The 12,655-nt window shown below is 28.4% G+C and carries 11 protein-coding genes; all 11 read left to right on the plus strand.

The features are described from left to right. The first annotated feature begins 158 nt into the window (after positions 1-158). The 11 genes from RR561_RS03745 to RR561_RS03795 all read left to right on the plus strand — a co-directional run bounded on the left by RR561_RS03745 (position 159) and on the right by RR561_RS03795 (position 12,653). The gene (locus RR561_RS03745; protein WP_332506093.1) at positions 159-833 is read left to right on the plus strand and encodes a response regulator transcription factor; all 675 of its coding nucleotides are present in this window, start codon (positions 159-161) and stop codon (positions 831-833) included. Next, positions 820-2,085: a sensor histidine kinase gene (locus RR561_RS03750; protein WP_332506094.1), complete on the plus strand. Its 1,266-nt coding sequence runs from the start codon at positions 820-822 to the stop codon at positions 2,083-2,085. Before RR561_RS03745 ends, RR561_RS03750 begins: the two co-directional genes overlap by 14 nt. A gap of 103 nt (positions 2,086-2,188) precedes the next feature. Then, positions 2,189-2,506 (plus strand): thioredoxin, encoded by a 318-nt coding sequence (trxA, locus tag RR561_RS03755; protein WP_332506095.1) that lies wholly within the window; start codon positions 2,189-2,191, stop codon positions 2,504-2,506. 429 nt (positions 2,507-2,935) lie between these two features. Then, positions 2,936-4,384 (plus strand): alanine/glycine:cation symporter family protein, encoded by a 1,449-nt coding sequence (locus RR561_RS03760; RefSeq protein WP_332506096.1) that lies wholly within the window; start codon positions 2,936-2,938, stop codon positions 4,382-4,384. Between the two features lie 253 nt (positions 4,385-4,637). Then, positions 4,638-6,332 (plus strand): phospho-sugar mutase, encoded by a 1,695-nt coding sequence (locus tag RR561_RS03765; RefSeq protein ID WP_332506097.1) that lies wholly within the window; start codon positions 4,638-4,640, stop codon positions 6,330-6,332. A gap of 298 nt (positions 6,333-6,630) precedes the next feature. After that, positions 6,631-7,479, plus strand: coding sequence for a YihY/virulence factor BrkB family protein (locus tag RR561_RS03770; protein ID WP_332506098.1), 849 nt, complete (start codon positions 6,631-6,633; stop codon positions 7,477-7,479). Positions 7,480-7,622: 143 nt separating this feature from the next. Then, entirely contained in the window at positions 7,623-8,984 is a 1,362-nt protein-coding gene (locus RR561_RS03775) for an exonuclease domain-containing protein (protein ID WP_332506099.1), read from the plus strand. Positions 8,985-9,704: 720 nt separating this feature from the next. Then, entirely contained in the window at positions 9,705-10,445 is a 741-nt protein-coding gene (locus RR561_RS03780; protein WP_332506100.1) for an alpha/beta fold hydrolase, read from the plus strand. 33 nt (positions 10,446-10,478) lie between these two features. After that, positions 10,479-10,874, plus strand: coding sequence for a hypothetical protein (locus RR561_RS03785; RefSeq protein WP_332506101.1), 396 nt, complete (start codon positions 10,479-10,481; stop codon positions 10,872-10,874). A gap of 17 nt (positions 10,875-10,891) precedes the next feature. Then, positions 10,892-11,569, plus strand: coding sequence for a TIGR04282 family arsenosugar biosynthesis glycosyltransferase (locus tag RR561_RS03790; protein ID WP_332506102.1), 678 nt, complete (start codon positions 10,892-10,894; stop codon positions 11,567-11,569). Continuing rightward, complete coding sequence (locus RR561_RS03795) at positions 11,562-12,653, plus strand: phosphotransferase (RefSeq protein ID WP_332506103.1); 1,092 nt, start codon at positions 11,562-11,564, stop codon at positions 12,651-12,653. The genes RR561_RS03790 and RR561_RS03795 overlap by 8 nt, the downstream gene beginning before the upstream one ends. Positions 12,654-12,655 lie beyond the last annotated feature (2 nt).

Below are 12,655 nucleotides of genomic sequence, written 5' to 3' on the forward strand. Positions count from 1 at the left end.
TAAAAAAGGTAACTATCAATTGAAATGATTATTATAAATATGATATTATAGAAGATATAAAGGTTTTCTATTATTTAATACTATATGATTTAAAACCTATTGATAACGCATAATATAAAAACTAGTTTAGTTTTAATCTTGTAAAGGAGATGGACAATATGAAAATACTTATAGTAGAGGATAATAAAACTCTTCAAGAGGATATGAAAAAAGAATTATCCAAGCATTTTGAAATAGAAACATGTATAGATGGTGAAGAGGGCTTATATTTAATTTCACAAGGAATATATGATTTGGTTGTCTTAGACTTGATGTTGCCAAATATGGATGGAATAACTATCTTGAAAGAGGCAAGAAAGCAAGGTATAGATACACCAATCCTTATTTTGACAGCAAAGGAGTCTCTAGATGACAAGATGGAAGCTTTCACACTGGGTGCTAATGATTACCTTACAAAACCTTTCTATATGGATGAGCTAGTCGCCAGGGTCTTTGCAATATTGAGAACAAATGGAAAAATAAAGGATAATAAGTACCTTGAATTTAAAGATTTAAAAATAGATTCTGAAAAAAATACAGTGTATGTAAATGAAGAAGAGTTGGAGCTTCAAAATAAACAGTTTAAACTTTTGGAGTATTTTGTTTTAAATAAAGGATCAATTCTATTAAAAGAACAAATATATGACAGAATATGGGGTATTGATTCAGATGCAACTATAGAAATTGTGGAAGTATATGTAAGTAATTTAAGAAAAAAATTATCCAAGTATGGATATGATAAATATATTAAAACAAAGAGAAAGGTTGGATATATACTAGATGATAAACAATAATGTATTTATAAAAACTCGAAAAAAATTAATTATAAATATTATGTTAGTTGTAGAAATTTTTATGATTCTTATGAGTTTTTTTATATATAATTATTTCAAGGTCGGAATATACAATACGATAGACAGAGCCTTGCTTGATGAGTTTCATTTTGTGAATAATCAATTTAGTGGTCAATCTATAATGGATCCAATTGTACTTCAAGATCCTAAAGATATAGTATATATCTATGAGGGAAACAAAGTTATCTACTATACACAAAATAGGTACTTTAGTGGAAGTGTTCCTCTAAATACTATCAATAGAGATTATGGAAATTTCTTTGAAGGATATAATGGATATAATTTTAGAACTACTATTGTAAAAAATGATCACTATGAATTTAGAATAATGAGAAACATAGATTCAGAAAAGGAAAGTCTTAGTCATATGTTGGTTCTTCTTATTTGTGCAGATTTCTTTTCATTATTGTTAGTGTATATTATAGCAAAATATCTTTCTAAAAAAGCATTAAAGCCTATTGAAATGTCCTGGAATAACCAAGTTAAGTTTGTTCAAGATGCATCGCATGAACTTCGCACACCAGTGGCAATAATTCAATCAAAATTAGAAAGCCTGCTAAAAACACCTGAGTCAACAATCGAGGAAGAGGCAGAGACAGTTGCTGTAGCAATGAGAGAAACGAGACAGCTTAAAAAAATGATTTCTGAATTGCTATCTTTGACAAAAGAAGAGTCAATTGTATCTGTAAATAATAGTCTATTTAGTATAGAAGACCTATTCAAAGAAATTTTTGAAAGCTATCATGAAATAGCAGAGTATCAAAATAAAACATTTGATTACAATATAAATATGAAAAATTATAATATATATACAGATAGAAATAAACTGACAAATCTTATAAGAATTTTGATAGACAATGCTTTTAAATATACAGAAGATGGTGATTTAATTACTATTAAATCATGTGAAAAAGGAAGAGATCGGATTCAAATAACAGTATCCGATACTGGCATTGGTATATCTGAAAAAGATCAAAAACATATATTTGAAAGATTTTTTAGAAGTAGCAGTGTTCGTGCGACAGAGATCGAAGGTTCTGGTATAGGATTATCTATAGCTGCAATCATCACTAATACTCTTGGAGGGCATATAAAGGTTAGATCAACTCTAGGAGAGGGTACGAATTTTATAATAGACATTGCTCGGGGAAAAGAAGTAAAAAAGAGAAAGAGTAGTAAGAAAAAAATGTAATATTTTTTCTTACTATTTGATGAAATATGTTTGAAAAGACTATTTTATGGTATTATATATAATATAAGAATACGATAAAATATAAAAATTTGGAGGTAATGATATGGCAAATGTAATTAATGCACAGGATTTCGCTAAGAACGTAAAGGAAAATAAGGGAGTTGCAGTTATAGATTTCTTCGCAACTTGGTGTGGACCTTGTAATATGCTAGGACCAGTTTTCGCGGAAGTAGCAGAAGAAAATAAGGATGCAGCCTTCTTTGCAAAGGTTGATATAGATCAGAGTATGGAACTAGCACAGGAATTTGGTGTTAACACTGTTCCAACTGTAATATTCTTCAAGGATGGCAAGGAAGTAAATAGAGAAATTGGTTTTATGCCTAAGGAAAAGATAGTAGCTGGTTTAAACGCAGCTAAATAACTCGTTGTTTTTAATAAAATTACAACTTTTAAAATAATACTTGCATAAAAAGCATTTTATTTTAATAATAATCATGGATAGGTCCTAATCAGGATCTATCCTTTTTTATTTTACTCATATTTTACTCATCATAATAATAAATTTATATTGACTAATATCTTCTATTTCACACAAAAAACACTTTAAAAATCATCATTATAGTTGAGTTAATTTATTATATTTAAAAGTATTCAAAGTTCTGGATATAGAAATGACATAAGAAATAAATATTATGTAATTTGTTAAAAATATAGACTAATGCAATGTTTTTTAAAAGCTATGCAAAAAATATTGTAAATACGCATATAATATTGTATAATAGTTATAAATTATGAATAATTTATTTTTCTAATGTTATTTTAAAAAATCATTAGTTTATAGGAGGATTTTATGGGAATTATAAATGGAATTTATAGCACACTCATGGCTTTTAGCGATTTGTTGTGGTCAAAAGTATTGATAATACTTTTAATAGGAGCAGGTCTGTTCTTTACAGTCAAGACAGGTTTTGTACAGTTTAGATACTTCAAAGAACAGTTCAAACTTTTAATTGATAAGGAAAGTATCAAGGATGCAAAATCAAAAGGAGCAATATCATCTTTTGGTGCCTTTTGTATAAGCACTGCATCGAGAGTTGGTACTGGAAATATAGCAGGAATAGCAATAGCTATTGTAGGTGGTGGACCAGGAGCAATATTTTGGATGTGGCTTATAGCCATTATCGGTTCAGCATCTGCTTTTGTTGAGGCAACATTGGCTCAAATATTTAAAGTTCCAAACGGAACTACGACGAAGGGTGGACCTGCATATTATATGGAGCAAGGTCTAAATGCAAGATGGTTGGGTGTAATATTTGCAATATTAATAACAGTTACATATGGTTTTGTTTTTAATGCAGTTCAGGCAAACACTATGTCAATTGCGCTTAATAATTCATTCGGAATAAATAGAACAGTTTTAGGTCTAATAATTGCAGTATTAACTGCTTTAGTAATATTTGGTGGTATACACAGAATATCTAAAGTAAGCGAAATAATAGTTCCTATATTTGCTTTAATGTATATTGCAGTTGCTTTAGTAGTAGTATTATTAAACCTACCAGCAATACCTTCAGTGATTAAGTCAATTTTTGTAGGAGCATTTAGTACAAAAGAGTTTCTTGCAGGTACAGGAGCAGGTCTAATGACAACTATACTTACTGGAGCAAAGAGAGGTCTATTCTCAAATGAAGCAGGTATGGGTTCTGCACCAAATGCTTCAGCTACTGCGGATGTTACTCATCCAGTAGTTCAAGGATTAATTCAGTCTTTAGGTGTTTTTACAGATACAATTGTTATATGTAGCTGTACTGCTTTTATAGTTTTATTATTTAGCGGTTATGCTGGCAGTGCAAATGAAGGAATACTTCTTACTCAAGAAGCTCTCAACTTCCATCTAGGTCCAGTAGGTGGAGTGTTCTTATCAGTGTGCGTATTTTTATTTGCATTTTCTTCTATTGTAGGTAATTATTACTATGGAGAATCAAATATTCAATTTATGTGCAATGGTAATAAGAAAAAAGAAAAAATAATACTAAATACTACAAGGATTCTTGTATGTATATTTGTATTTTATGGATCACTAGTAAAAATGGAAGTAGTATGGAATTTTGCAGATTTATTTATGGCTTTAATGGCACTTCTCAACCTAACAGTTATTATAATTCTTGGTAAATATGCATATTCTGCTCTACATGATTATACTTTACAAAAGAAAAATGGAATTAAAAGACCACAATTTTATAAAAACACAATACCTGAATTAAAGGATGTTATACAGATGTGGCCAGAAGAAAAATAATTTATGCTTTAAAATTAAAAGGAGTCGATTTTATCGATTCCTTTTTAAAATAAGAAATCTTATTTTAAGTATGTATACTCTATATTTATAATACTCTCTTAATTTTTTATAGTATATAAGCTATTTAAGTTTTGTTATATTAAACTTTATATGAAAGTTAATTTAAGAAAAATTCAGAATTTAAAAAACTCTCCTTTACTTAATTGAAGAAAAAGCTTAAAATAGGATTAAAGAATACATAAGGGGTGATTTTATGGATTATATGAAAATTTACAATAAGTGGCTTGAATCAGATTATTTTGATAAAGATACTAAAGAAGAGCTTTTATCAATTAAAGACGATAAAAAAGAAATTGAGGACAGATTTTACCGTGACTTAGAATTTGGTACTGCAGGGCTTAGAGGTATAGTTCAGGCAGGTACTAATAGGATGAATCTGTATACAATCAGAAAGACTTCTTATGGACTTGCAAGATATTTTTTAAAGAATCATAAGGACGCTAGCGAAAGAGGAATAGTGATAGCTCATGACAATAGAAATATGTCTAGGGAGTTTTGCATGGAAGCTGCTCAAACGTTTGCTTTAGCAGGAATGAAAGTATATTACTTTGATGATCTTAGAACTACACCTATGCTTTCCTATTCAGTTAGAAAATTAAACTGTATAGGTGGTATTGTTGTTACAGCTAGTCACAATCCGCCACAGTATAATGGCTACAAGGTTTATGGTGAAAATGGTGCTCAGATTATGCCAGATGTAGCAGACAAGGTATTAAGTGAAATTGAGGCAATAAAGGATTTTTCTGATATTCCTGTATATAAGGAAGAATATGCTTCAAAAATAACTCTTTTAGGAAAAGATATCGACGATGATTTTATTGAAGCAGTAGAAAAAAATCTAATTAGAAAAGAAATGATTGGAAAATATGCAAAAGACTTTAAGGTTGTATATTCTCCTCTATGTGGTACTGGAAGAGTACCTGTGCTAAGAGTTTTAAAGGATAGTGGCTTTGAACACGTAATTGTAGTTCCAGAAGAAGAAATGCCAGATCCAAATTTTGCTGGAATTAAAACACCAAACCCAGAAGAAAGTGTAGCTCTTACACGTGGAATAAATCTACTTAAAAAAGAAGATGCAGATATATTAATTGCCAACGATCCCGATTGTGATAGAGTAGGAGTAGCTGTTAAAAATTCAGCTGGTGAAGTAGTGCTTCTTACAGGCAACCAAATTGGTGGACTTTTAACAGATTATGTTATTGAGGGAATGAAAGAAAAAAATAGATTAGCAGATAACGCTTGTATTATCAAAACAATTGTTACATCAGAGTTTGGTTCTGATATAGCAAAGGCCCATGGAGTTGATGTCGTAAGTATTTTAACTGGATTTAAATTTATGGGAGATAAAATGACTCAATATGCTAAGGATGGTTCAAAAACTTTTGTCATGGGTTATGAGGAAAGCTACGGATATCTAATAGGAGATCAGTGCAGAGACAAAGATGGTGTTGTAGCAACACTAATGATAGCAGAAATGGCAATCTATTATAGAAGTAAGGGCAAAACTCTATATGAAGCCTTAATAGATTTATATGAAAAATATGGATTCTATAGAGAAAAAACAAATTCTATATACCTAGAAGGAAAAGAAGGTAGTGAAAAAATAGATAGAATCATGAAATATTTAAGAGATAATACTTTTGAAAAAATTTCATCTATAGATGTTTTAAAGTTAGAAGACTTTAAAAAGGGTGTAGAAGGATTTCCAAAGTCAAATGTTTTAAAATATCATCTTAAAGATGGATCTTGGGTAGCTCTAAGACCTTCAGGAACAGAGCCAAAGATAAAAATTTATATCGGAACTCATGACCCTTCTGATGAAATTGCTACTAACAAACTTAATGAAATTGATAAGTTTATGTTAGACGTAGTTAATTCAATAAAATAATAATTTTAGATACATAATTAAATTTTGATGCCAGTGTAATGTTTTAATAGGCTATATGTAAAATTTTAAACATTAAATATAAGCTCTCTTATATCTAAATAATAAAAATTAAGTATTTATAAAAACAAAATTTAATACAAACTTTAAAAACTTTCAAAGCGTATATATTGTTTATTATAACTTATATTACGCTTTGTTTTTTTAAAAAATAAATTGTTTTCTTAATTTATATTATAAATAAAAGATTTTAGTGCAAAAGACAAACTTTTATGATAGAATAAAACTAAAGGAGGTTGACATGCAAAAAATTTGGTTAATACTCAAGCCCTTAGTTAAACAATTTAATCTTCCAGATTTATATTCAAGGACCGCTGAGATGGCTTTTTATTTAACCGTGTCAATATTTCCTTCAATGTTATTTATAATCTGTGCCTTGGCGTATATACCAGATGTTAATTTAATTAAGATTCAAACATCACTTGCCCAGTTGATTCCTAACGAGGCCTTTGTTATTGTTCAAACTCTTATAACATCTGCAGTAACAAACAGAAGTCTACAATTATTATTGTTTTCTTTTATGTTGGCAACTTATACTTTTTCTAAGGCTGTTAAATCAATGATTAAAGGTCAAAACATGGCCTTTGGTTTTGAAGAAACAAGATCTTTTATAAAACTAAATATATTCTGCATTGTATATGCAGTTGGTTTTTTTATAGTAACTTTGTTGTGTGTCGCGTTTTTGGTATACGGTAATAAGCTTAGTTTTCTATTTAGAAAAACCGTTGGTGATTTTTTCATACTGAATGTATTGTATAATTTAATGAGATATCTAATTCCGATATCTGTTATGATATATATTTTTATAAATTTATTTACACTTGGTCCTTGTGGTAATCTGAAATTCAAACAGGCTATTCCAGGAGCGATTACAACGACTGTACTATGGCTAATATTTTCTTTGATATACTCTTTTTATGCGAATTATTTTTTTAGATCCAAGGAAATTTATGGTAGTATTTCGTCAATTATTATACTTCTAACCTGGCTTTACTTGTGCGGGATGGCTATTACTATAGGATATAAGTTAAATGCAATCATATATCACCAAGATATTGCTAGAAGAAAGTCTAATTCAAGAGTTAATTAATATTTTAAATAAAAAGCACTTTTCAAAAAGGTGCTTTTTTATATTGTTCATAACCATAATTTTCTTTCAGTAAAAAAGTCTACTTTATTAATTGTCATATATGATATAATGTAGTAGTAACTTAAAAAATGGAGGAATATGAATTGACAACGACAAAAAATAAGTACAGTACTTGTACGTATTTTCCAAAGGAATATGTTGTTTTAGACCTTGAAGCTACAGGAACATCTGAGTTTAATTATATAATTGAACTTAGTGCATTTAAGGTTTCGAATGGAAAAATTATTGATGAATACAGCACACTTGTCAAACCACCTAGATATAGACTTTTTAGCAAAAGAAGAAGAAAAGTTCAATCTTTTTGTGAAAAAAATGGAAAAAAGATTTATTATATAGATAAGTTTATAGAAAATCTTACTGGAATAGATAATAAAATGATTAGTAGTGCCAAAAATGAAGCTGATGTAATAAAAGAATTCTACCAGTTTATAGGAGAATCTGTATTGATTGGACACGGAATGGGAAATGACCTTACGATTATAAATAAATCATTTAATAGAGTTCTAAAAAAAGAACTGACTAACTATTATTTAGACACCTTTGTAATTGCACTTTTTCTAGATGATAAAGAATATTCATTAGTAAATCTATGTAATCGATTTGGAATAGAAAATCAAGATATACATAGGGCAAAGTCAGATGCATATCGAACATATTTATGCTATGAGGCTTTGATAAAAGAACTAAAGCAGAAATATCCAAATTCAGCAAACGAAGATTTTCTTACTTGGAATACGATTAGACAAGAAAAACAAACAAAAATATTAAAAAACAAGGTGATGAGATCTCTAAACAAAAAAAGATGGTCTGATCTAAAAAAATATATGTTCAGCCATGGAAATTGTGAAGAAATTTTAAGTGGCGCTAGTATAGTAATATCAAACAAAATAAGTGAAAAAGATCAAGCTCATATTAAAGAACAATTGGAACTTGTAGACGCTCATATCAGCAATAGATTGGGTATAAAAACAGACTATTATATAGCAGATAAAAAAGAATTCTCTATTAATAATATTAATTTAGAAGATAAAAAATTAAGAAAAATCATTAATATGAATAAAAAAGGAAGTCGTATTCGTATATTTAATAGTGATGAAATTATAAAAATTTTTGAAAAAGAATATGATCCTTCATATATATATGAAGGAGAACACTTTAAAAAAATACAGTTTTCTGATCAGCGTTTCTATATATATAATGACTTTTTATCAATTACAAACGATGAATTATACGAGATTATTAAGTCGAGAGGTGGAATTATAAGTGACAAGCTAGACAGCAAGGTCAACTGGATTCTATCCGGTGAAAACAGAGATAAAGATATTTTTAATGATTCTTATGAAAATGAAGTTTTTTTATCACTTTTAGCTTTTGGTTGTAATATATCAGTTTCAAATGAATCATTTTTTATGAAAACTATTGATGATGACACTGAAGATAACTAATAATTTGTAAATACATAACTAAGCATAAGCCAAGGATCTTGCTGGCCTATGCTTAGTTATTGTATTCAATTAAAGTTTCAATCTAATATTTTTGTGAAAGGGCTTTATTTGATTTTAAAGTGGTTTTTGAGTATAATATAGATAGGAGATATCTAGTTTGTAAAATTTTTAGATTTAATATAGTTTTGATAGGAGGTAGTGAGATCTAATATTTTAGTTGATTAATAGTTAATAAAAAGTAAGAAATATTTTAATTTTTAAAAATATTTTTGATACACAATTAGTCATTAATTAAATATATTTTGAATTCGATAAAAAAATGATAAAAACCATGAATTAATTTTTATGCTTCTGTCAGCATTTTATTTCTTCAATTATATATAAAAATAAAAGACAAGTTTGTTGACGGTGTCGAGTTGAATATTATATCCAAACAATATTAATAAATATTATTAAATGCCATGTTAAAAAGTATATTCTAGCAAAAAAATACTTATATTTATATGAAAAAAGCTCTAATTTCCTAGATAAATATAAGTGAATTCTAAAAAAATAAAACTTTTTAACTATCATAAAACTTTAGAAATATATAGAACTTTGCAAGAAAATAAAAAAATAAATCATTATGATTAGGTGATTGACAATTAATACCTTAAGATGTATATTAGTGGATATAAATAAGATTATTAATTATTACTAATTTATTTTTAGGAGGAAAAAATGAAAGTAGAAACTTTTGGTAATCCTGAGAAGCCAGTGGCTTTATTAGTACACAGTATTTTTTACCCAGGCGTTACCAGTTATAAATCAATACTTCCTATATTGATTGAAAAATACTATGTGGTAGTACCTAATTTAAATGGATTGACATACCCACACACAGATTTTACATCAACTAGAGAACAAGCAGATGAGATTATAGAGTGGTTAAAGGAAAACAACATAAAACATATACATTTCTTGCTTGGATCCTCATATGGATCATCTGTTGCTTTTGAAATACTTAAGGAACAATGGTTGGAAATAGATAATGCTGCGCTTGATTCGCCAGCACTTAAAAATAGCAAATTACATGGTCTTTTGTTCTACCATGAGATGAGAAAAATGGTGAAAAAGATAAAAAGAGAAGGTCTTGAGGCTTTAAAAGAATCCGTTAAATATAGATATCTTACAAACAAAGATGAAGAATATTGTATGAAAGTATATCAATGTATGGATGAAAAAACCCTTAGAGATTTATCTTTTTCATGTTACGAATATATACTACCTTCTCAGTTGTATAGAAAAGGAACAGAAGTTAGATTCTTATTTGGAGAAAATGACAAGGCTCAGGTAAATTTACCTGAGGTAAGAAATCTAAAATCGGGTGAAATTAAAATAGTAGATGGTATGGATCATCTTCAGTTTATGTTTGAAAAGCCAGTTGAATTTCTTGAAGAATGTGGACTCGACTTAGGATAACATAATAAATATATTATGCAGGAGGTAAACACTATGAAAAAAATGTTTTTAGGAGTAGTATTAGGAGCCGTAGCTGGAGCTGTTGGTTACAAACTATATAAGGAAAGAGAAGATGAAATAAAAGATTTTTTAGATGAATATATCTCAGATGAAGATGACTTTGATGTTGATTCAGTCGATGTTGAAGATTTAGAAGATTTACGTGACTGCATAGATGAAATGATAGATACAAAACTTAAAGTTGATGATTCGTTTGAAGAAGATGGTCATGTTATTTTATCGAATTCTGATGAGTCTGATGAAGAAGAAAATAAAGAAGAATATATCTTTATAGATAATACTAAAAAAAATAATGATGGTAAGATTATAGATTTGACTGAAGAACACTCTGTTGATGAGAAGAATTCTTCAGACGATGAAATAAAGTAATAGGAGGAATATTAAATTTGAAAAGAGGGCTTATAATTTTTACTAGGCTACCAATTGCAGGCAAAACAAAAACAAGGCTAGAAAAAAAGCTTGCTCAAGTTGAATGTGCTTCTCTTCATGTTAATATGTTGAAAGATTTAAATGAAACAGCAAAGTCAGTAGATGCCGATGTTTTTATATCATTTACACCAAATGGTGATACATCCTTGATATCAGAAATTTTTACCGTTGAAAACGAAATGTTTTCACAAAAAGAAGATGCTGATATATGGGAAAGAATGTTCTTTGCCATGAAAAATGTTTTTGACAAGGGATATGATCAAGTAGTTCTTATTGGAGCTGATATTCCAGAAATAACACCTGATCATATAAACAAATCGTTTGATAAGTTAAAAAGCAACGATCTTGTAATAACACCGACAGAAGATTGTGGATATTGCTTGATTGGATCAGCTTTCCCAAATCAAAAAATTTTTAACTTACAGGCTTTTACAAAGGGAAATATTTTTTCAAACACTTTAAATCTTGCACTAGAATCTGGAAATACAATACATGTAAATGAAAAACTTTTAGACTTAGATGAAAGTGAAGATTTACATAAGCTTGTATCCTCAGAAATATACGATAAAGATTCTTGTAAAAATACATTAAAATATCTTAATAGCTTAGGATATCAGGAGAAGATTGATGCTTAGTATTGATGACGTAAAAAAAGTTGTAAACACCTCACAATTTATAAAAAATTATGCTCAGGGGAGAAATTTTCCCCTGAACTTTTATTGTTATAAAGTATTTGTAGAAAATCTTGCAAATGGTGAGTACAACTTTAATTATAAAATAAATGTATTAATAAAATACGAAAAAAAAGAAATAAAAGAAAGTGCGGTTTTTAGGGTTAATTACGGGAGCCAGATGAATCTAAGCGAACAATTAGAGTATGAATACAATGCTCTTTTGTATTTAAAAGAAACTTCGATCACTCCAAAGCCTATATTTTTAGACAGGTCTAAAAACCTAATCGATAAAGACTTCCTTGTAATGGAGTATCTGGAAGGCAAAAGTATGAACTATAGAACTGATTTACAGCTTGCTGCTGAGTGTTTGGCACATATACACAAATATAGTAAAGCTAGTGAATTTGACTTTATAGAACCTGAAAATCCATTTGAAGCGATATTAGATGAGTGCTCTTCAATGTATCAAAAATATATTGATAGTGATTTATTTAATCCTTTAGTAAATCAGAAAATTTGCTGTGTTTTTGACAAAGTAGAAGAAATATTGAAAGAAAAGAAAAAGCTATCTGAAAATACATTAAGAATTAAAAAAACGCTTATAAACACTGAAGTTAACTCTTCTAATTTTATAGTAAATGATGATAAGTGTTTTTTGATAGATTGGGAAAAGCCAATAATAGGAGAAAAAGAGCAAGATTTAGGTCATTTCTTGGCTCCTACAACTACTTTTTGGAAAACAGATACAGTGTTTGATAAAAATGAAATTGATATATTTTTGTATGATTATTTTCTTCTTTATAATGAAGATCTGGATAAAAATATAAATCATAGAGAGGATATTGAATTTATAAGTTTCAAAAGAAAAGTATATGATTATATAACATTTAATTGCCTTAGAGGATTGACTTGGTGCTCTATGGCTTGGGTAGAGTATAATAAGAATGAAAAGACACTTATAAATGAATTTACTTATAAAAAATTAAAAGATTACTTAAATTTAGATTTTATAGATAATATCATAGACAACTTTGTAAATAATTAATC

Source organism: Peptostreptococcus sp., assembly GCF_036639115.1.
GTDB lineage: Bacteria > Bacillota > Clostridia > Peptostreptococcales > Peptostreptococcaceae > Peptostreptococcus.

Excerpts from the sequence above, each read along its gene's own strand:
- RR561_RS03745 (WP_332506093.1), top strand. The coding sequence starts at position 159 with ATGAAAATACTTATAGTAGAGGATAATAAAACTCTTCAAGAGGATATG.
- RR561_RS03750 (WP_332506094.1), top strand. The coding sequence starts at position 820 with ATGATAAACAATAATGTATTTATAAAAACTCGAAAAAAATTAATTATA.
- trxA (WP_332506095.1), top strand. The coding sequence starts at position 2,189 with ATGGCAAATGTAATTAATGCACAGGATTTCGCTAAGAACGTAAAGGAA.
- RR561_RS03760 (WP_332506096.1), top strand. The coding sequence starts at position 2,936 with ATGGGAATTATAAATGGAATTTATAGCACACTCATGGCTTTTAGCGAT.
- RR561_RS03765 (WP_332506097.1), top strand. The coding sequence starts at position 4,638 with ATGGATTATATGAAAATTTACAATAAGTGGCTTGAATCAGATTATTTT.
- RR561_RS03770 (WP_332506098.1), top strand. The coding sequence starts at position 6,631 with ATGCAAAAAATTTGGTTAATACTCAAGCCCTTAGTTAAACAATTTAAT.
- RR561_RS03780 (WP_332506100.1), top strand. The coding sequence starts at position 9,705 with ATGAAAGTAGAAACTTTTGGTAATCCTGAGAAGCCAGTGGCTTTATTA.
- RR561_RS03785 (WP_332506101.1), top strand. The coding sequence starts at position 10,479 with ATGAAAAAAATGTTTTTAGGAGTAGTATTAGGAGCCGTAGCTGGAGCT.
- RR561_RS03795 (WP_332506103.1), top strand. The coding sequence starts at position 11,562 with ATGCTTAGTATTGATGACGTAAAAAAAGTTGTAAACACCTCACAATTT.